Here is a 21,347-nt window from a genome sequence, read left to right as displayed (position 1 = left end):
AGTTGAACGTAGGACGAGTATTTCGTACATTATTTGCTCAAACGAAGGGCCGGTTATGAACGAAGTAAAAAATCCCGGAGCGCCCGCCGCTCGAGGGGGAGCCGGCACCTATATCGAAGGAGAACTTGGCGCTTACTACATGCTGGCTATGCTTGCCGGCAACGAGGCCCGTGGTGCGCCTGGTGGCACCATAAATAGCATCCAGTTTCAGGCCGCCGATTCCGGGTTCGCGCTCGACGACCTAGTGCTGCACTGTTCGACACCTAATGGCCCGCTGGTCCTTGAGATCCAGTCCAAGCGCACCATCACTTTCGCAAGCAAAGACGCTGTTTTCCTTGCAGTCTGCCAGCAAATAGCCGAAACGGCCGACAATCCCGAAATTGCCGACGATCGACATCTTCTGGCGGTCGCCACTCAACGAACAAGCGCCAAGATCTCGGGGCCTTATCAGGACGTTCTAGAATGGTCGCGGGCGGTCGTAACCAGTGCCAACTTTTTTGCCAGATTGTCTGCCACTGGTATCGCATCTCCAGCAATGCGGGACTTTGTGTCTACGTTCCGCGGCAATGTCGTCGCGAATGGCGTCGCTGATGACGATGAGACGATCTGGAAGCTATTGCGACGCTTCCGAATTCTAGAGTTTGATTTCGAATCTGGAGCACCACAGGCCCGCGACCACGCTCTGCTCGTCGCCCGACACGTCTTGTCGACGCAGGATCAAACTCGGACCGAAGCGCTCTGGGGCAATCTGATCGAGATAGCGGTCGCCCAGGGAAAAGCCGGCGGCACAATCGACAAAGCACAGCTTCAAACCTTGCTGAACCGGCTCGGTTATTCAATGTCAGGCGACAGGAATCTCGCACCGGCCAGGGCGAAGCTGGCTGAAGCCAGTTTTCACGCCTTGGCGGACATTGGACGAGATGTCGGGGGTGTGCACCTGCCTCGGCAGGCTGTGGTGGATGCGATCGATGAAGCAATGGATGGTCACAGGCTGGTCCATCTGCGCGGCAATGCCGGCGTTGGCAAATCATCGGTCTTTAGGACGATCGCTGAGCGGGTCATCACCGTTTCAAGTGCGTTCGTGCTCGATCCCGTAAGGACGCCTTCTGGGGGATGGAGTGAGTTTGCGCTCAGATTGGGTATCTCTGTTACCGCAAGAGAATTTTTAACGGACCTGGCCAGTTCAGGGGCCACCGTCGTCTTCATCGACAGCCTGGACATGTTTGACGATCCGGCCCGACGCTCGACCGTCAATGATCTTCTGCGCGAGATCGCGCAAATACCTGGAGTGGTGGTTTTAACGACTGCACGCCTGGACTACGGCAGCGATGGCGACGACTGGCTCGCACAAGATGCGCTCGCATCGCTCGGCACTCCGGCAACCATCGAAGTCGGGGATCTCAGCGATGACGAGGTTAATTCGCTGCGGGAGCAAGCACCGCAACTCAAGGCGCTACTGAAATCTAGTCATCCCGCCGCAAGCATTTCGCGCAATCTCTACCGCCTGTCTCGGCTGCTAAAGGTTGGCGATCCCAACAGCATCAGAACGGAAGCAGACCTAGCGCTGGATTGGTGGCGAACTGCAGATGGAGCGCCCCGACGTGAAATCTCTTCCGCACAGAGGTTGCTTTCGGATTTGGTCGATGTCGCGCTCAGTGGGGGTGATGAGCTCCACCTGAGACAGGATACAGCTGCCCGTGAGGCGATGCTGCGATCGCTAACGTTGCGCCAGACACGCCGCGATCGCCTCGCATTCTATCATGATGTACTACGCGATTGGGCTGTGGGTATCAGGATTGACGAGGAGCCGGAACTTCTGGACGTAGTTGACAAGAGCAGCCCCATTCCAGCAAGCCTTGCAAGAGGTGTCGAGATGGCTGGGCGGATTGCGTTGGAACGCGGCGATCCGGCAAAATGGGAAGCACTGCTGGATCTGCTCACGGGGCAGGGGGTCCATAGCTCCTGGCGCCGGCATGCGCTTCTGGCGATCGTTCGTTCCGAAGCTGTCGCACCACTTCTGGAAAGGAATGCCCAGCTTCTACTCCGGCAGGGCGGCAAGCTACTGGGACAATTATGCGCTGCAGTTGTCGCAGTGGATACCGTGCAGCTCGCCAAATTGACCAACGCCTCTGAGACGCGATCAGGCGGGCCTTCCTCGCTTCGGGCAGCAATCACAACAACAGGAGGTCATGTCCTGCGCTGGTGTGCTGCACACGCCGACATTTTGCCGTTGCAAGCCCTTGAGCGCGTCATTCTTTTGGGCATGGCACAACTCCCACTTTACTTCTGGGGCATGTCATCGCCTAAAGACATCGGCGAAATGTTTTTTGACTGGCTTTTGCGGCTGGATGGTCCGGATGATGGCAAAATTATCCACGTCGACAAGGATGTGGCAGCGCCAACACCATCGGAGCGTCGACGCATTGTTGAGCAACTTCGCTCGCTTTGTTTCCTGATGGCTTCGCACGCACCGGCTCCCACGGCTGCATACCTTTCGTCAATTGACCCGACGCGAGACCGCGACAAGATGAAGGATACCCGGCTGCACACTAAGGTGCTGGCAGCAGCGGTGCCACAAGCTCTTGCCGACCTTACTGCGAAGAGCCTCATAAGGCCTTCAGGATCACACCGCCGGCATTCGGCTCGAGACAAAGCGTTCGAATATTACGACAGTGACTACCTTCCACCGTCACCAGCACAGCCACCGTTTTTGGACCTTCTAAATGCGTCGCCCCTAATTGGCTTGAATCTAATCCGCAGTTTGGTCGCTCACGCGGTCGAATATCGAGAACCGGACAATGATGACGGTTTCACAATAGAGTTTACCGAGGGCGAGCGCTTTTTTCCATGCACCGACGCCTACTTTTGGCCACGCGGTCTGGCCAACGATTATTGCGTAGCATCGGCACTGATGGCGCTTGAAGCGTGGGGCCATCGGCGCCTCGATGATGGCGAGGATGTGCAAGCGGTTCTGGCCGATGTCCTTGGTCCTGATGGAACTTCAGCCGCCTTTCTTTTGATCGCGGTCGATTTGATCCTTTCGCACATGCCAAAGACAATGAGTCAGGCGATTCCATTCCTGTCATCTCCAGAGCTCCTTGCTGAAGATCGCGGGCGTATCGCCCGGGATGGTATGGACACCGCCTCCATTGGGGATGAGCCTGATGGCCCAGTGCGACTGGAAGATTTGCGGAAGAGACCATCTCGTCGCGTCTGCCTCGAACAAGTCTTGCCATTCTTTTTGGGACAGACCGCAGAAGCCGACACCTTGCGAGCTAGTATAGCAGCCGCGAAGCTGCGCCTCGGCGACTACGATAGCCATGCCAATTTTTCCGATCCCGCGTTTATGGTGGCACATGCCGCCAATCTACTGGACCGCTCCAATTACATTGAATCTGATGGAGGTTTGCAGTTTTGCTTTCCTGAAAGGGAAGCAGCTCACCTGGAACGACTTCAGCAACGAAGCGCGGCGCACACAGCCGAGGCAAATATCGGCGCCCGAGTCAGCCTTGCGTTGGATGATCCGAAATGGGCCAGTGCCGAGTTTGCCAGGGAAGCTGCAGAATTTGCTGGGCGTAAGCTTCCAGATCCCCATGAGGCCGATTTCCTGAAGTCCGGAGCAACTTCGCTTGCATCTATTGCTGTCCTGGTAAGTCGAGATGGCGACGATGCGTTAGTTGATGAATTCGAGGATTGGGTCCGCGCCGTCGCTGCCGAAATTCTTGGCGGCCCCACCGATCGGATCGGCGCCATGCGCGACACCCTCAGCTACAACCGGCCAGCACTGGCGATTACGGCGATACTTCATCTCTGGCTCAGAAAAGGGCTGGTAGCCGACCGCAACCTGGTGCTCGAGCTCGCTGCGCGCGACGACCGGGGAGGGGCACCAGCATTTTCTGCAGCACTCAGCAAGATCGTCGAGAAGGATGCGCGCCTTGTGAAGGCTGCCTTGCGTATTGCCTTTCAATTCAGTCGATACACCCACAACAAGTGGGAACAAACCCGCGGGGAGGCTGAGGCAGCCCAGCGACTGCGGGATGATAGGGTAGAGCGCGCGGTCGCCGCGGAAATTGCTTGGCTCGAAGGCGGCGCAGAGCCGGAATGGCCAGAATTCGTGCCCGAACGTCCAAGCGTTCGCCGGCCCTTCCGTATCGGCAGAAGAGTCCCTGATGTCGAGAAGCTTGACGTCAAGATCGACGAAATGGAGGAGGCTGAGGATTTTCCAGAGTTTACCGATAGTCAGATGGCAGCGGCATGGCTTTTGGCGGTACGTGCTCATCTGCATTCGGAGATAATAAGCTGGTTGCCAGCTGTTGTCGAAAACTACGCGCAATGGACAGCAAATGCGAATGGTCTAGGGCTTGATGCCAACACCGACCTGGATCGGCCACCCTCCGAGTGGAACCAGCAATATTACCAGCTGGTCGCGCGGCTCATGATGGAAGGGCCGAATTCGAGCTTTGAAGAGGCCATGTCCCTGCTGATTGGTCTTCCCGACAGCTCATTTGCCAGGACGGCAGATATCGTGCTGTTCGCATCAGATGTCTGGTACTTCAACAATTCCGAGCATAGCGCAGAGCGACCGGTGATGGTCCGTGAGGAAATTGGTCAACGACTTGCTGATTGCGAATTTTGGCAGCGAGAAAGACGCCGTGGGGATCTATCGATTAGCCATGAAAGTGGCCCAATTCTGGCGAATTTCTTCATGAACACTCACAATCCTTTTGGGCGCACGACCTCCTACCTGGTCCCATCGATCTTTGATCGGATAGACTCGCTGTTGGATGTGTTGTCCCGATACGTAGGGGGCGGCCCAACGGCAATCGTTGCCCACTTCACAATGAACACCATGTCAATCCGGCCCAGAGGGCGACATCTGGAATTCATTCTGGCAGCAACTGAGGTTTGGCTCGAGCGGTGCCCCGGCGACGCTGGTGTGTGGCTGGAATTGGGTCTTGGTCGACGTATCGTGCATTGGCTCGATGTCGTGGCCGAAGAGGATGGTTCGATCCTGCTGCCTACCCACCAGCATCGCATACGGATGGACCGGGTCATCGGGACGTTGATTGAGCTCGGTGTTGCAGAAGCCCATGATTTCGAGCAGAAAATTTTGCTCGGCAAGCAATCTCGGCACTGACCAGCAGCTCGGTCAGTGCCGGAGATTATTCGGCCGCGTTCCGTTGCCCGTAGATCTCCGTCACTGCTGGTACATATCGCGGGCGAGCTCGTGATAACTCTCACACGGTCGAAGGTTGACCAAGTGCCGGAGGCGCACCATCTTCCGTAGCCTCCGGCGTCTTTACCCTCCCAAACGGGACGGCAACTCTTTATCTCAAAAGCGGCATCGAGGAGGTTTGACCATGAGGGTTGATGTCACGCCGGCTGAGAATCTTCCGCCGAGGGCTGATTTTCAACTACTTAGAAAAACTGATGAGCGGGTCGATGGTTAGATTCCGCTCAAAACCTCTCGATGCACAGGTCAAAACTTCAATCGCTATTGGAGAAATCTACCTTGAACAGGGTCTCGAATTTCTTCCGAAGAGGTTCCGGGAGCGCCCTGTATTCATGCTCGCGCTCAGCGCTTCTCATCATGACGCCGAACACATGGTGCAACTTGAAGGCCTCGTCGATTGAGATATCGAGCAAAATTCGATATCCGTCCCAGTCGAATTCCATAGGATCGAAGAGCTGATTGTTACGTAGAAGCCCTTTAATCGTGCGCTGTGAAAGCCGGAGGCCACTGCCATCCACTGCAGCATTCACAAAGGCTTTGCTGTCTCGACCGAACTGCTCAAACGATTTTGCTACTCGCTCGACCTTTTCACCGACATCATCGATGGCCCGTACGACAGGCGACCGGACCACCGAGGCACTCATATAGTCGGCGAGATAGAACGTGGAAGCTACTCGACCATGCCGACCAGCCACTTCGAAAGTGGCGGTGATCTTTATCTCAGGCTCATTCGTCTCCTTCGACATTGAATAAAACGAGTCCAGAATAAATACGTGTTCTACCGACGGGCGAAGCTGACGAAGGCCTCTCACTGAAAGTTCCTTTATCCAATCGTGATCTAATGTGAAGTTGCTTTCGACCGATATCTTCAGGTGGTCAATAACATCAGATTCGGAAATATTCCGCACCTTGAAGGAAGCGAGCAGCCCCTCTGGAAAGAGGCTAATCTCTAGGGGTGATCCCTTACCTTTAGGACGATTTCGTACGTCCTCAATTTCGTAGTGCTCCATCGGGTCACTGTGAGAGCCTCGGCGTTTGTAGTAGCGATTATCTTGCCCTTGATGCGGCGCGTCCTTACTGACGCCAACGGAAATTACGTAATATTTCCCGCTTTCGCCCTGTACTTCTTTTACGATCGCGGTCTCAACCGCGGGGAACGTGCCGCTGTTAATAGCGCGATAAATCCAGTCCAATTTAGACTGTCCCTGCCAGCCGTCGTCGAGTGTTGTCCGCCCGTCCTTCGCATCAATTCCTATGACGAAGGTTCCACCTGCTGAATTGGCGAAAGCGCTCACTCCTTTGCAAATCGGGCCGATTTCCCCTTTTGCGAGGATTTTTGAACTTTTGTATTCGAGTCCGACACTCTCAGCAGGATTGTCCGCAAAGAAGCTCTCCAGATCTGTCAGCGAATTCAAGTCGAGCACTTAACTCTCCAATTTGATCGGCATTTCCAGCAGCTGTCTAAACGGTGCCCGGAAGTCAACATGATTATGAGCGAGTAGGGTTATCCATCGTTCTTATCTGACCTTGCCCCCAAGTTTTATCCGGTTTTGAGTTCGCTCCAGCGTTTTTTGGTTGCGGGATTTGCGGCGGTAGCGGCGGGTTGCGGTGCGGAGCCATTTTGTCTGAGCAGCGCCTAGCCTACCAGCGAAGGATTCAGATCCGCTGCTCTGTAAAAGCTCGGTGCTGGAACCTAACTTGAGAATTCGCGCGTACCTGCGCGGCGCAGTTTGAAAGGGGCGAAATGGCCGACAATAAACGCCAGCATTATGTGCCGAAGTCATTGCTACGACGCTTTGCGGTTGATTTCGAAAACAAAAAGAAGCCACGTCAGATCAATCTGGTGAACATCGCCAGCGGCAAAGTTGTGCGCGGTGCGTCGTTGTCGGATCAATGTTATGTCGATTATTTCTACGGTAAGAATCTTCTGATCGAAAAGGCGCTCGGTCAACTGGAAGGTTCACACGCAGAACTGATCCGCAAGGTGATCAAGAGTCGTTTGATCGAGGACAGCGATGGCTGGAGCATCGTACAGATGCTTGCACTTCAGAAGGCGCGAACACTGCGGGCCGAGGAAGAGTACAACAACATGGCTGAAAAAATGGCTCGCCTTTGGCTGCACGGTCGGGTCAGCGAGGAAGCACTCCGATCGGTCAAGATCGGGCTCAAGGATGCCGCCAATCACAACGTTGCAACAACCTTGGCGATGTGCCCTATCCTTTTTGATTTGAAGCAGTTCCTGATCATCAACGAGACGTCTATCCCGTTTATCATTGCCGACAATCCTGTTGTGCAGACAAACTGGTTCGGACGAGTCAGAGAGCCCCGCCGAATGGGCGGCATCACTCGCGCCGGTCTGCAAATGTTGATGCCACTTTCGCCTTGCTTCGCTGTGCTCTTACATGACCCGAACGTCTACGGAGCGGATGCCGATGGCAACGTCATCCGACTGAAAAGACGTGACGAGGTTGTAGCACTCAACGAGCTTCAGTGGTTGAACGCGCACAAGAACGTCTACTTTCCTTCCTCTTTTGCTGCCGATGACCTTGATTCCATAATGCGCATTTCACGGGCCGGAACTGCATTGGCAAATTTCACTCGAGCCGAACGCGTCGGCGACAGTTCAAGTTGGAAGATGACAGACAAGGATGAATTCGCGCCACCATCTGAAGGAGTGTCCTCTGAACTTGTTCTCGTTTCGGGCGGATCTCTACCCAAAGACATTCGGTTGCGCGCGGTCCGTATTCGCAGCCGACCTCGCTATCACGACGACGGTTCCATCGGTTCGTTCGTCCGCGACCCGATTTGGGAGGTGATCGTCGACGACTTTGCCAGGATTGCCACCACACAGGAAATTACCTTGTCTGACTTCTGGGATTTTGTCGCCGACCATCCGCATGAGAACGAAGTCGGCCCGTGGCTGCGGAAGAGCGCACGACGTGGTAGGCGAAAGCTCCTGCGCCGAGCATCGTGAGCATCGTGAGCATCGTCAGGTTATATCTGATAGTTATTCGGCCAATATCCTTGTTCATTGCATAATATGATGATTTCCATTCTTGGACTCGTTTGCCAAGGTGAAATTCGTTACGCTACTGCACGGAATAGGCCGCTCCGGTCGCCGGTAAGAAGAATTTTTAGTACGTCATTGGGCGGTTGCGACGATCGCAAGTTAAGATGAAATCCTGCCCCCGCAACCAATTCCTACATACTTCCCTATTTGTCCAAGTCTGACAAAGACTTACTGGCCAAAATCGGCATCCAAACCAAAGCCCCGCAGTCGATCGACGACGTGGGGCTTTTCGCGTTTGTGGAGCAGTAATACCAAGAATCATTGAGTATGACTCTTGGTATTCCTTTTGCAAATATCTCAAGCGTCTGATGCATTTGAGATATTTGCAATCTCTTCAAGGCGAGGATGCGTCAGCATCTCGGGCCTTGGTATATATGCAGGCCGCGGGCGTGAAGGTCCTTGAAGTTACCACACCAGATCGTCACGACCGTCGTAGCGCGACCTATTTGTAGACGCGAATAATGACCCGTTGCCCTACCCGGAACGGAGCGTCGTGGCCCACCATCACGATGGAGGTCGCTGTGCGAATGTCATTGCGTTCGCCGGGCATCCCGGTTGACTGCATCAGAACGGGAGAAATCCGGCTGATGCGACCCTCATATGCCAGTCCCGTTCTGTCTTCTGCAAGCACCTCAACAGGCACACCGGGTTTGACGTTGTCGAGAAACTGCTCGGGGATTTCCGCCCTGACGATCTTCTGGCCTTCCGGCAGGATGGTGAACATCTCCGTCGCGCCGCTGGCGGCGGCAAATTCCCCGACTTTAATCCCCTGCCTGATGATGAAACCGTCGACCGGAGCGCGGATTGTTCGTATTTCGACTTCGCGGGCGGCGATATCGCGCCGCATCTTTGCGGCAGCGAGAACCGAGGCGGCCACCTTCAGTTCGCCGGTGAGATTGTCCCTGGCTGCTATGGCTTCATCGAGAGCTTGGTCCGAGACGGCATTTCCCGCTGCGGCGCGTTTGACCCGATCTGCCTGGCGAGAAAGGTTTTTCATCTTCATCTGAAGAAGATTATGTTGCTCTTCGGCCTGCAGAGCTTCCTCCGATGCGATCTTCGCCGATAACGTTTCCTGACTGGAATCGAGTACCGCCATGACGTCCCCCGCTTTGACCTGGTCACCCTCGTTGACCAGCAGGGACGCAACGATGCCATCGCGGGGGGAGGCGACCCGCAGAAGACCGCCCGGGATATCTACGACCCCCCTAGCGGCAGCCAGGATGGGTGGACCGACCAGATCCGGCCGGTCGGTATCTTCCTCGGCGTTTGGGGAAAGTGCGGTGAAATACAAGAGCGCCACGCCGATCATCCCAGCCGAAACCGTTGTCACTGCCGGACGTTTGATACGAGGGAGAAATTTCATGTCTTCAGGATCCTGTGGAACTTTTACCGGAGATGGGCCTGATGTCTCGGAGCAGGCGTCCGTCCTCCATCTGGAGGACACGATCAGCCTGCTTGACGAGACGCATGTCGTGCGAAACACACAGCACCGCCGAACCGGAGTCTTTTGCGATGGACTGGAGAATCTCGACAATGTTTCGACCGTTTTCGCTGTCGAGGGCGCTGGTCGGTTCGTCTGCGAAGAGAATGGCGGGTTTTTTGACGATAGCGCGGGCAATCGCAACACGCTGTTTTTCACCGCCGGACATTTCCGATGGCCGTAGATGACTTCTCTTTGACAAGCCGACGCTTGCCAATGCGCTTGCGGCCCGTTCCCGGGCCTCTGCAGCGGGAACAGACATGTAATCAAGCGGTATCTGCACCTGCTCGGCCGCGGTGAGGCCCGGGAAAAGATTAAACCCCTGAAAAACAAATCCGCAATTCTTCAGGCGAAATTCGTCCCGCGCTTCATCGCTTAAGGCAGACAGCATGACATCACCTGTGCTCACCGACCCGTCGTCTGGCTTCGTCATGCCGCTGAGGATGGCAAGCAGCGTGCTCTTGCCACAGCCCGAAGGGCCAATCAGTAGCGTGAATTCTCCAGCGAAAATGTCGACCGACACATCCGACAACGCCTGCATGCGAATGTTATGTATTGTAAAGGACTTACCGATATTGCGCGCGCTGAGGACAGGCAGCATGGTTCACCTCAAAAGCGTGGCGGGATCGGTGTCCCGCAAACGATGAATTGCCAGAAGACAGGCGACAGCCGCGACAAGAAGCACCACCGTTGAGGCTGCAGCAACGATGGTGAAGCGCAGTTCGAAGGGAACTCGGTAAACCGCCGCCATCAGGGCGATTGCAACGCTTAGAAACAGGCTGATGATAAAACCGAAAAGACCGACCCAGCCCGCCTGTTCGATGACGATGAAACGAAGCCGGTCGAAGGGTACGCCAAGCGCCCTGAGCGTCGCATATTGAGGCACCGTGCCGGCCACCGCACCCATCAGGGTCTGGCTCGTTATGACGGCACCGATCATCACGGCGATGAGGGTCGCGAAAATGAATGCAATCCCCGCACCCGAATCCAGCAACATGTACATCGTTGTCATCGATGCGAGTTCTTCAGCCGACCAGACCTCGAAGCGGCGTATGTCGGTACCGCTGTTGAGGCGCGCCTGTATGGCGGCGCCGTTGGTGCCCGGCTTGAGATCATAGAGGAAATAGGTGGCGCCGCCGTCGCTGGGCAGGCTGTGATCGAGATTTCGGGCCGTTTCCCTTGAGGCGACGACATTGACGCCCCCCAGTCCGCGAAGACCATCGATATAGCCGACAATCCGCACCGAACGCCCGTTCACCTCGGCAATACCGCCCTTTTTGGTAGAAAGTTTCGAAGCGTCCGCAATGTCCACGACAACCGTGCCGGGCTCACTCAATTCGTTTCGCAGCGGTATGGGTATAATGCGCGCGAGGGCCTCGGCGTTATTTGCCGTATCGATGCCGAGCACGGTGACGCTGACACCGCCGCCTCCGTGGGTGCCTCTCCAGTCGCCGGAGCCGAACAGGACCGGCTCCACATGCGAAATCGCCGGCTCGGCATAGAGATTTGTCGCCACACTCGCCGGGATGGCGCGGCCTAGGTCGACACTCTGCGTTCCCGGAAAACCCACCCAGTATTCGGCTTTGGATTGCGTGACGTAAAGACCATTGGCGCCCACGATGCCCAGCAACAAGGCACCCTGGACCGTCATCAGGACGCCCGAGAAGGCAATCGCGATTGTCGCGGGTAAAAAGCGGCGCCATTCGTGAAGAAGGGTCTTGCGCGCAATCGAGATCGTCATGATCCGCTTTTCCTCCGTTTATGAGGGGAGGTTGCGATACCCGACGCCTCCGCGGCGAGACTTCCGCCCGTTGCTTTCGCAAAGGTAATCAGGGCTTCCGCTTCGTCCTTCATCGCTTCGGTGAGTTGACGGCGGGTTTCTGCGGCTGCGAGTTGGCGACCCGCAAGGACGGACGCGTCCGACAGTCCTTCGCGGGACAGCAATTGGGCCTCCGCTGAGCCCTTTTCAGCCGTGGCATGCGCCGATTTTGCACGGGCAGTTTCCAGGCGCGCGGCAAGCAGCGCCCGCAAGGCCGAGGAGGCTTCACCATGGGCGACAAGAACCGCCTGTCGGTAAGCCGCGACGGCCTCACGCAATTGCGCTTTTTTTGCCTCCACGACATCGAGCCGTTTCCCGTAGTCGAAGAGGGGCATTTGTAATGACGGACCGCCCATGATGCCGAAGATGGACCCAGAGACGGGTGATCCGATACCGATCATCCCCGAAAGGTGAAGTTTTGGATAAAGATCTGACTTCGCAATTCCCACTTCGGCCCCAGCCTTCAGGACGGCGAATTCCGCCCTCCTGACATCCGGGCGCTGCCGAAGTACATCGGCCGGGACTGCCGTTACCCGTGCTTTGCTAACCACGGGTTGCGGTTTTACTACCGATAGTACCGCATCACCCTCCATCGCGCCCTGAAGCAAGGCAATGCGCTGGATTTCGTCCGCGATGGCATTGTCGAGGAGACGTTTTTGTTGCGCCATCGCGGCACTATCGTCGGTTGCCGACTGGGCTTCGAGCCTTGTCGCCAATCCGCTTCGTGACCGAACGGTCGCCACATCCCTGGCTATTGTTTTGGCGGAGGAAAGGAGATCGGCATTTCGTCGCTGGTGCTGCAGCGCCCGCAGACGCACGTAACTTGTTGCGGCCTCCGCCGCGACGGAGAGCTTTGCCGCATTTACGTCTTCCGCCGCCATGTAGCGGTCGAGATCGGCAGATTGCTGGGCGAGCTTATCTTGCCCGAAGAGAGCGATTTCCCAGCCGGTCTCAAGATTAAGCTGAGCTGGACGGCGGGAAATGTCGTCTACCTTTGTCCTGCTGCTGGAACCCGTTGCAGACCCGGAGAGGCCGACATTGGGCAGGAAGCCGGAAGACGCAGAGTGTGAAATGGCGGCGGCGGCAGCCAGCCGCTCGCGGGCCTGCGCCACGGTGAGATTGCCCTGCTCTACACGCGCCACGATGGCATTGAGTTGACTGTCGTTAAGCGCCAGCCACCAGGATTCGCTTTTTGGGCTGGGTCGCTGCGCGCCCACCGGCGAGAACTCTACCGGTGCGATGTCCGAAAAAGTCGGTCCGCCCTGATGGCAAGAAGACAGCAGGAGGGCAATGAGCACCCAGCGATGCCGATTCAAGACGACATTGCAATTCGACCTCGAACGATCGACGCTATCACGACGCACCCTATTCATTTTGGACCACATGAAACACGCATTACCCAGAAAAATTGCCGTTGACCCCAGTGCCGGTCGCAGATGCGACAATTCGAATGAATGCCGCCGCATTCATCACCCCTCCCAAGACCATTGCAGGCTCAAGATTTCGCGCAGTCACTGTGCAGATTTGGTCGAGGACGCCGGTATCGCCCTTTCCTCCGGTGCCGTCGACACACACCAGGCACCCGCAATGATCAGCGCACTTCCGCCCAGTTGAAGAGCGGAGACCGGTTCGGAATAGAGGAGCCAAGCGCTTGCGAGCACGAAAACATAGCTGACCGCAGAAAGAGGAAACGCTTTGGACAGGTCAGTCTGCTCAAGCACACGCAGCCACAGGACGAAACAGACAATTTCGGCAATGATGGCCAGAATAAACCAGGGCGATGTGGCAAGACTAACCAACCATTGAACGCCGAATTCGCCTGAAACATGGACCGCGCTCTCCTTGAGAAAAATCTGCTGCAGCGTATTCAACAGGGGGATGGAGAGCCAAAGCGTCGGCAGATCCTTCATTGTTTGTCCAATCCATCGGAACTGAAAAGCGGGGAAACCCATCTCAGCAAAGTGTGCAGAGCAGGGTTCTGGTGCCTGAAAAACATGGAGTTTGCCGTCAGCATACTGCCGAGGCGGAGCTTGTTCTGGTAATAGGCCTGCCCGCTCTGATATCGGGTGAGCCCATGCTCGAGGCAAAAACGCAGGTTCTCGAACCAGCTGAGATAATAGAGATTGTATGGTTTGCCCCTGACAGCATCCATGCAGAAGAATTTATCGATGAGCCGGTCGCGGTCGTGCAAAAGCAGGTTGAAGGCGAGAATCTCGTCGCCAACACGATAGACGGTGCAGAACGCATTCTCGGGCAGATTGGACAGGACACTGGTGAAATAGTCCGACGTCAGCTCTTCGAACTGCCATTCACTCCGGTTGCGGGTATCGTGATAAAGTTCGAGAAAGCGGGGCAACATGTTGCCAAGGTCGGTAACTCTCTCCACTTTTACCTCGGAGGCTGCGCGGCATTTGCGGCGCATGTCCTTGCGTGTCGAAGACGACAATCCAGCGAGATAGTTCTCGATATCGGGAAAGTCTACGCGCAACCACGCTGTTGGTAAGCCGGGCATGGCAACAAACTCGCGTCTGTGAACCGCTGCAGAAAGCGCCCGCCCAAGAGGCATCGGCACGTCTTTCAGCGCGAACAGACCATATCCCGACATCTGCGCCCATCTTTCCGCGGACCCCAGCAGATGAGTTATCAGATCGGCTTCCCAAACCCCGGGAATATCCGGGTGCATTCCGATGCTCGCGCACTCCGTGCAGGGAGAGCCGATACAGGCAAGCCGGAGCGATAAAAAGCGTGGGAATCTTTTGCGGATGCCTTCGACAAGGGACGTGAGCCGTCCTCGTTCCAGCGTCGTTTCCAGACGGTAATCGCATAGAAAAAACGGCGCTGCAGCTATGATTATCCCGTGATAGCTGATGGTTGCATACCGCCACTCAAAGCCCTCAAGGCCGGACTGTTCGACTGCCATTAAGTAGTCATAGCGCTCTATATCGGCGCTGAAGCACGCATCCCAGGCATCCCTGTCGACGGCGACAAGAGTCTCGTGGATCCGGAATTCGAGGTTTCGGGAGTTGAGACCCGGGCCGTCGCCAATCTCAAATCGGGTTTCTAAACGCATGTTTTGTCTCAAAAAACCGGGCGGAAAGATCGGCGACTTTGCGATGTTCCCTGTCCACGTGGATCATATGGTAGCTGTCGTTCAACCAATGCAGCGCTCTTGGGCCGCCAAGCTTTGCGGCGATGTAGCGGGCGTGATCGGGACCGCTGAGGTCATCTTCGGTTGAATGAATAATGAGGGATGGCGTGGTGATCTGAGGCAGATGCTTCTTGAGATGATGACCAAGTCTATTCATCTCGACGAGACCCCGTCCGGGAAAATGGCTGAGAACGCCTTCATTTTCCATTGCCGCAATCATCCGTCTCAGGCGCTCGTCCTTGATGCCGAGGGAAGGCGTTTCGCTGAAATTGAGACGATCGATGAAGGGTATCAGCCTGATCCATCTGATGTGCGGTGACAGGATCGCGTAATAGCGCGGAACATTCCAGCCATCGTAGTGGAAACAGGGTGAGTAGAGCGCGACCGACTTGATCGGGGACGCTTGCATATGCGACGCGAGCAGCGAAAGCTTTCCGCCAACGCAAATGCCGGCGGAAAAGACGGTGTCGCTTCGTGTTGCCAGCCAGTCTGCGGCGATCGCGATGCTGTCGAGCCAGTCTTCAAAGCGGGAACGCCGCAAGGCGGCTTCCCCACGCCCGTGTCCGGCGAGCAGGGGGGCAAAAACCGAATAACCCCTGCGGCTGAATTGTCGTGCCACCAGGCGCATTTCGGCAGGGGCGCCGCTCATGCCGTGTACAAGCATGATGGCCTTGCCGTTCGTACCCTCTTCGAAAAAGGAAAGACCGTCGTTTGACGGATTGAACGCTTTCGTCTTTTCGTCTGCCGGAGCTTGAGGGAAGGGGCGGGATAGGCTGGATTGTGAGCCGGCGAAAGAAAACGTCATAATCCCGATACTCCCACGCAGATGACGCCGCCCGATACCAGGGCAACACCGATCGAGTGCCGCAGGCCGACTGTTTCCCTGAAAAGGATGGCGCTAAAGATGGTAATGACGGCATAGCTCGAGGCCATCAGCGGGAATGCGATGGAAAGCGGAACGTGCGAAAGGACATAGGTCCAGGCGACGAGCTCTACGCCCCAGAACACGACCCCGGTTAATGTCCAGGGGTGGAGATAAATGTTGCGCCGGTCCTTGGCCGAGGCCAGTTTGAAGCAGACTTCCCTGCCGGCCTCCGTCAGCACGCAGAAAAGAATGAGAGCAAGCATTGTGTTACTGAGCCCGTCCGTCATGACAGTATGTCCGAAAAAGACCTTAAAAGCGTAAGGTTGGTGATGGTATTGCGATCGCGGGTCATCACCGCATCGGGGGCGCGCAACGGCTGGTCGATCAGGATTTCCCCCTGCTTCAGAAGTCGTGTAAGCAGGGTGCCGCTATAAACCGGCGTCGAATAATCACCGATGACGTCAGCACCCACGATACGATGTCGCGTCGCAATATCGCTTAAGAGCTTGAGGATCGTGGAAAGCCGCAATCGGCCCTGATCCCAATTGGTGATCGCGTCGTCCAGCGACAGGCAATCCTTGTCTATGGTGATGTAGACATTGGACGTGAATATCCGCGAGAGCAGGTGCTCTCTGAATGCCGCCAGTCCCATTTTTTTCATTGTCGACCAGATGAGATGGTTGCTCGCCTGAGTGTAGCTGACGCTCTCCCCATAGGCGCGTTTGACGCGGCTTGGCAGGCGGTCGTAAGGGTAGAGTTCAACCTTGCCGTTAGCCAGATTGCCGAGGTTAGCACCTTTGCGCTCCGGCGATTGCAGGTCATCGCTGCAGACACCAAGCGTGATGATTTTTTGAACATTTGGATGTTCTGCAACCTCATTGACCCACGAGCCGCAATGGAGACCGTTGTCGAAATTGACCCAGTCAGGGTGATTGTCGATATGGATGACGGTGAGAGGTCCATCGAAACTTTCTGCCGCCTCGGCAATCAGCATTGCTGAGACATGATGAAAGTCGCCCGATCCAAGGAAACACAGTCGAGGGGACGCGGGCGCGCCGGCGGGGCGCGCGATGCTGGGTTTCAACAGATCGAGCGACTCCCTCCTGCTCCAGAGACGAACGGCGCTCCCACAGCGTCGTTCGTCAACCTCGCGCGCGCCCACCGAAAGTGCGGCATCAACAAAGGTTGGCTGCAGATGTAGGGCATCGTCGAGATGGAGCAGAAGCGTATTCACGAGATTACCTCCGTTCGGCGCGGGTCAGAAGCTGATCGAGCAGCTCGATCGCCAGATTGATTTCGTCGAAGGAGATGTTGAGGTTTGGCGCGAACGTGATGACGTTCTTGTGGTAACCACCGACATCAAGCACCAGGCCGTATTTGCGCCCGTTGACGATCATGTCACCCTTCATGCCCTCATCCGACATCCAGTCGAGCGTGGCCTTGTCAGGCGTGAAGCTGTCGTCGCGGCAAATTTCCATCCGCAGCGCAAGGCCGAGCCCATCCACTTCGCCGACGATCGCATGTTTGCGCTGCAACTGCTGCAAACCATCAAGGAAGGCGGCGCCCTTCGCCATGACACTGGCTCCGATATTCTCTTCTTCGGCCATTTTAAGCGTTTCGAGGGCAACAGCCGTTCCCATCGGGTTGCTGGCGAAGGTGGAGTGCGTGGAGCCGGGCGGGAAAATCGTCGGATTGATCATCTCTTCGCGCGCCCAGATGCCGGACAGCGGATTGAGACCATTGGTAATCGCCTTGCCGAAGACCAGAACGTCAGGGGAGACGCCGAAATGTTCGATCGACCAGAGCTTGCCCGTGCGGTAGACGCCCATCTGGATTTCGTCGACGACAAGAAGAATGCCGTGCTGATCGAGAACCTTCTTCAGCTCGACGAAGAAGTTCATCGGCGGGATCACGTAGCCGCCGGTGCCCTGAATGGGCTCGATGTAGAACGCCGCATATTCGGACTTGCCGGCCTTCGGATCCCAGACCCCATTATATTCGCTCTCGAACAGGCGAGCGAACTTCTGGACGCAATAGTAGCCGTACTCCTCTTTCGACATGCCCTTTGGGCCGCGAAAGTGATAAGGAAACTCGATAAACTGGGCGCGTTCGCCAAAGTGCCCATAACGGCGGCGGTAGCGATAAGAAGAGGTGATGGATGTGGCGCCCAGCGTGCGACCATGATAACCGCCCTCAAAAGCGAACATCAGGCTTTTCCCGCCTGAAAAGTTCCGGACGATTTTCAGCGAGTCCTCGACCGCCTGTGAGCCGCCGACGTTGAAATGCACGCGACCCTTGCGGCCGAACTTTCTTTCCGCGTCCTGCGCGATCATCGTCGCCAGTTCGACCTTCTCGCGATGCAGATATTGCGAGGCAACCTGGGGCAGGGTGTCCAGCTGGCGATGGGCTGCTGCATTGAGGCGCGGGTTGCGGTAGCCGAAATTGACCGCCGAGTACCACATCTGCAGATCGAGAAAGGCCGTCCCAGCCTCGTCGTACATGAAGGAACCATCGCATCCCGAGAAGTACTTGGGATGATCCGTGTAGTGAACCGTGTCTCCGTGGGAGCAATAGGTCTCCTCCAGAAAGCGAAGGTCCTCTTCGGATACGGTATCTGGCTGGCCGTTAGCCGGCTTGATGAGAGAATGCATTTTCATATTCCTGATTAGGCGGTTTGGGAAAGGTGACGATCCGCTCCGCGAGCGGTGATGATGTGCGGCAGCCGTGCAGCCGCCTCGGTCTGCACATCCTTGAAGGTCGTGTAGGAGACGAAGGGGATGGCGTGGCTTGTGCAATGGGCGACCAGCTTGTGCTTTGCGAAAAGAAGGTCCGCACGCGCCGAGACGCAAAAATCGCTTCGCCCGTCGCCGACATAGAGGTGGGGCGTGTGCGATGCGACCACGGCGCATTTGCAAACGCCCGATCCGGCCTGGCAATCGGACTGCGTGAACGGTGCTTCCAATCGGTAGTGAAAGCGGCTCGCGTTCTTTTCGACACAGAGGCGATTGGCGATGATGTCGAGGTGACGGAGGCCGTGATTGGACAAGACGCGGTGAATGAAGCGATCGACCCCATCACTGACAACGGTAACGGGAATCGAATTTTTCGAGCACCAGCGGACGAATTCGGGGAATTCCGGGTCGATTTCGACTGTGTTGAGAAATTCATCGATGTCGTTCATGGCCGCTTGAATGAGCGTGATTTGCGCGCTCATGCATTGCCTCGCGTCGATCCGCCCCGCTTCCCAGGCCCGCTCGATGTCGTGCCACTCCGGCGCCGCAAACCGCTCGAGAACGGCATCCGTAACGTCGATAGTGGCAATGGTGCCGTCAAAGTCGCAATAGGCGTGCATCAGCGCGCCATCCCTGTGCAGATGATGCCGTAAGACCTGGAAACGCGATAAGTGTTGCCAAACGTAGCCGGCCGGCCGGACGCTGAGGGACTATCGGCACGATAGGAGCGGGTTTTCACCGGCGATTGTTCGATTGTTGGTTTTTTCATATCCGAAAGGCTCTCCGTCAATTCCCAGCGCGTTGGGAAACGAAACAGTGCCGTTTACCGGTGCCGTGCTGGCGAAAAGGCAAGTGCGCCTCGTCTGTCGAGAAAGCGTGGAGAAAATCGTCGTGTTCGGTGGAGCGGGAACCCGCCGACCACATCACCGATTGACGCGCTTCAATAAGTTGGTCCAACTTCGGAAAGAATGCCGAAGCCGCACTGCGATCGCGACGTCAGCACGTTGAACCAATGTCGACGACGCTTGATCTCAACGCCTGCAAAAATTGCTTATCGAGAGACAATCCATGAACAACGCCCTCATCCTGATCATAGAAGACGACCCGGAAATATCCGACATCATCGAAACCTATTTCGCGCGCGAAGGCTTCCGCGTCGTCACCGCGAGTGACGGCACGGTTGGATTGGGCCATCATCAGCGCCTCCGACCGGATCTGGTCGTGCTCGATATCAAGCTGCCGCGTCAGGACGGATATGAGGTGCTTGCCGCCATCAGGCGGGTGTCCGACACCCCTGTCATCATGGTGACGGCGCTTGCGGATGATCTGGACAAGCTGCAGGCTTTGCGCATCGGCGCCGATGACTATGTCGTCAAACCCTTCAATCCCCTTGAAATCGTTGCGCGCGCCAAGGCGGTCCTTAGGCGGGTTGCAGGGCGCAGTCTGGACCATGTGTTTCGCGTTGGTCCGCTGAGCGTCGATCCTCAAGCGCATCGTGCGGTGGTGGAAACGGGGTCCGACCATGTGATCCTCGACCTGACACGCACAGAGTTTCGAATTCTGGCGCATATGGCGGCTTCACCCAACCGCGTGTTCGAGCGCTCCGAACTGGTCGACGCCTGTCTCCCCGAAGGCGAGGCGCTCGACCGTACGGTTGACAGCCACGTCAGTAATCTCAGGCGCAAACTGACTGCCGCAGGCGCCGGTGGGGTTCTGACCGGTGTGCGCGGCGTAGGATACCGGATTGATGACATCTAAGCGTGCTAATCTGAACGCTGGGCTTGTGCGGGCGATGGTGTTGCTGACACTGTTAGCCTTCGTCGTCGTCTATGGCGGCCTGGTAGCATATTTTTTCTTCATCTATGACTGGCTTTATCCTGAAGGCGAATATGACAGCGCCTGGCAGCTTGGCGATACGATCACGCTGGGGCTGTTGCTTGGGATAGGTATATTGACCGCTTCGATCCTTGGCTGGAGGTTGGCGCGATACGTCACGGAACCGCTGAAGTCCGTTGCGAGTGCGGCAAGGACGATCGCCCGGGGTGATTTTTCGGCGCGCGCCGTGCTTCCCCGTCGCAGTTTTGGCGAAGCGGGTGAGCTCGTCTCGGACTTTAACCTGATGGCTGAGCGGCTGGAGCGGGCAGAGACCGAACTCAAATATTCGAACTCCGCGATAGCCCATGAGTTGCGAACCCCGCTGACTATTTTGCGGGGCAGATTGCAGGGCCTGCTCGACGGTGCGTTTCAGCCTACCCCTCAGCTTTATCTTCGCCTCATTGCTCACGTCGACGACCTTGGCGGCATCGTCGAAGAGCTGCGGACGCTCGCGCTCAGCAATGCCGGGCAGCTCGATCTGCAATATTCTCGGCTGGATCTTGCATCGGAAGTCGCGGCCGCTGCCGATTCCATGGAGGATGACCTTTCAATCGCAGGCAGCCTGGTCGTGAGGCGGCTGAAGCCCGCTGTTACGATGGCAGACAAGCCCAGATTGCGTCAGGCGATCGTTGCTCTGCTCGATAATTGCCGGCGCTATGCCCCGCATTCCACCGTCTATCTCGAGACCTGGCAGGACAAGGATTATGTGTATTTCCGATGCACCGATACAGGTCCGGGCCTTGCCGATGAGAGCCGGAACCGCGCCTTTGAACGGTTTTGGCGGGCCGATGATTCCCGTAATCGTGTTTCCGGCGGTTCGGGCCTTGGTCTTCCAATTGTAAAGGCGATCATGCAGACGCACGGAGGCGACGCTGTCATTCTGCCGACCGAAGGACGCGGTTTTAGCATTGATCTGCGGCTGCCACGTCGGGAGGAGGCGCCGGTCTGACAATCAGACACGACTTGCTTTGCAGCGACGCCTCGCCGACGCCGAGCCGCGGGTAGCTCGCGCGAGTACAAAAGAGCCAAAGGGGATGGAAAGAAGAGACGCTTCGGCGCCCCTCTTTCGTTTCAGGCCACCGATCATCGACGTTTTCTCCACATAATCTGGACCTGCACTTGGTT

16 protein-coding genes are annotated in these 21,347 nt (G+C 56.6%); 4 read left to right on the top strand and 12 right to left on the bottom strand.

Features of this window, described 5'->3' with window-relative positions; genetic code table 11:
• The first annotated feature begins 55 nt into the window (after positions 1-55).
• Positions 56-5,137, top strand: coding sequence for a hypothetical protein (locus AGR1_RS23445; RefSeq protein ID WP_149148405.1), 5,082 nt, complete (start codon positions 56-58; stop codon positions 5,135-5,137).
• 350 nt (positions 5,138-5,487) lie between these two features.
• Here the strand turns inward: AGR1_RS23445 and AGR1_RS23440 are convergent, their stop codons facing one another.
• Positions 5,488-6,657, bottom strand: coding sequence for an ATP-binding protein (locus tag AGR1_RS23440; RefSeq protein WP_149148404.1), 1,170 nt, complete (start codon positions 6,655-6,657; stop codon positions 5,488-5,490).
• Between the two features lie 320 nt (positions 6,658-6,977).
• Here AGR1_RS23440 and AGR1_RS23435 point away from each other — a divergent pair, with 320 nt between their 5' ends.
• Entirely contained in the window at positions 6,978-8,207 is a 1,230-nt protein-coding gene (locus tag AGR1_RS23435; protein WP_149148403.1) for a DUF4238 domain-containing protein, read from the top strand.
• Positions 8,208-8,745: 538 nt separating this feature from the next.
• On the opposite strand, the gene AGR1_RS23430 is transcribed toward AGR1_RS23435, so the two are convergent.
• The 11 genes from AGR1_RS23430 to AGR1_RS23380 all read right to left on the bottom strand — a co-directional run bounded on the left by AGR1_RS23430 (position 8,746) and on the right by AGR1_RS23380 (position 18,967).
• Complete coding sequence (locus AGR1_RS23430; protein ID WP_149148402.1) at positions 8,746-9,666, bottom strand: efflux RND transporter periplasmic adaptor subunit; 921 nt, start codon at positions 9,664-9,666, stop codon at positions 8,746-8,748.
• Between the two features lie 4 nt (positions 9,667-9,670).
• Complete coding sequence (locus tag AGR1_RS23425) at positions 9,671-10,384, bottom strand: ABC transporter ATP-binding protein (RefSeq protein WP_149148401.1); 714 nt, start codon at positions 10,382-10,384, stop codon at positions 9,671-9,673.
• Between the two features lie 3 nt (positions 10,385-10,387).
• Positions 10,388-11,524 (bottom strand): ABC transporter permease, encoded by a 1,137-nt coding sequence (locus AGR1_RS23420; protein ID WP_149148400.1) that lies wholly within the window; start codon positions 11,522-11,524, stop codon positions 10,388-10,390.
• Entirely contained in the window at positions 11,521-12,900 is a 1,380-nt protein-coding gene (locus tag AGR1_RS23415) for a TolC family protein (RefSeq protein WP_246669708.1), read from the bottom strand. The genes AGR1_RS23420 and AGR1_RS23415 overlap by 4 nt, the downstream gene beginning before the upstream one ends.
• A 213-nt stretch (positions 12,901-13,113) precedes the next feature.
• Positions 13,114-13,512 (bottom strand): EamA family transporter, encoded by a 399-nt coding sequence (locus AGR1_RS23410; protein ID WP_077983188.1) that lies wholly within the window; start codon positions 13,510-13,512, stop codon positions 13,114-13,116.
• Positions 13,509-14,672 carry a GNAT family N-acetyltransferase gene (locus tag AGR1_RS23405; protein ID WP_149148398.1) on the bottom strand — a complete coding sequence of 388 codons (1,164 nt, stop codon included), beginning with the start codon at positions 14,670-14,672 and terminating at the stop codon, positions 13,509-13,511. Before AGR1_RS23405 ends, AGR1_RS23410 begins: the two co-directional genes overlap by 4 nt.
• Positions 14,650-15,555: an alpha/beta fold hydrolase gene (locus AGR1_RS23400; RefSeq protein WP_149148397.1), complete on the bottom strand. Its 906-nt coding sequence runs from the start codon at positions 15,553-15,555 to the stop codon at positions 14,650-14,652. The genes AGR1_RS23405 and AGR1_RS23400 overlap by 23 nt, the downstream gene beginning before the upstream one ends.
• Positions 15,552-15,902, bottom strand: a complete 351-nt coding sequence (locus AGR1_RS23395) for an EamA family transporter (RefSeq protein WP_149148396.1) — start codon at positions 15,900-15,902, stop codon at positions 15,552-15,554. Before AGR1_RS23395 ends, AGR1_RS23400 begins: the two co-directional genes overlap by 4 nt.
• Positions 15,899-16,849, bottom strand: a complete 951-nt coding sequence (locus AGR1_RS23390; RefSeq protein WP_149148395.1) for an arginase family protein — start codon at positions 16,847-16,849, stop codon at positions 15,899-15,901. Before AGR1_RS23390 ends, AGR1_RS23395 begins: the two co-directional genes overlap by 4 nt.
• Positions 16,850-16,853: 4 nt before the next feature.
• Complete coding sequence (locus AGR1_RS23385; RefSeq protein ID WP_149148394.1) at positions 16,854-18,272, bottom strand: aminotransferase class III-fold pyridoxal phosphate-dependent enzyme; 1,419 nt, start codon at positions 18,270-18,272, stop codon at positions 16,854-16,856.
• Between the two features lie 8 nt (positions 18,273-18,280).
• A complete protein-coding gene (locus AGR1_RS23380) occupies positions 18,281-18,967 on the bottom strand; it encodes an MtnX-like HAD-IB family phosphatase (protein ID WP_149148393.1) in 687 nt (228 codons plus the stop codon).
• A 448-nt stretch (positions 18,968-19,415) separates the two neighbouring features.
• Between AGR1_RS23380 and AGR1_RS23375 the strand changes: the two genes are divergently transcribed.
• Both AGR1_RS23375 and AGR1_RS23370 read left to right on the top strand, forming a co-directional pair.
• Positions 19,416-20,105, top strand: a complete 690-nt coding sequence (locus AGR1_RS23375) for a response regulator (RefSeq protein WP_149148392.1) — start codon at positions 19,416-19,418, stop codon at positions 20,103-20,105.
• Positions 20,095-21,171 (top strand): ATP-binding protein, encoded by a 1,077-nt coding sequence (locus tag AGR1_RS23370; RefSeq protein WP_149148391.1) that lies wholly within the window; start codon positions 20,095-20,097, stop codon positions 21,169-21,171. The genes AGR1_RS23375 and AGR1_RS23370 overlap by 11 nt, the downstream gene beginning before the upstream one ends.
• The last annotated feature ends 176 nt before the right edge of the window (positions 21,172-21,347 follow it).

The sequence above is a fragment of the Agrobacterium sp. B1(2019) genome, from assembly GCF_008274755.1.
Classification (GTDB): domain Bacteria; phylum Pseudomonadota; class Alphaproteobacteria; order Rhizobiales; family Rhizobiaceae; genus Agrobacterium; species Agrobacterium salinitolerans.
This window is presented reverse-complemented; position numbering and strand designations above follow the sequence as displayed.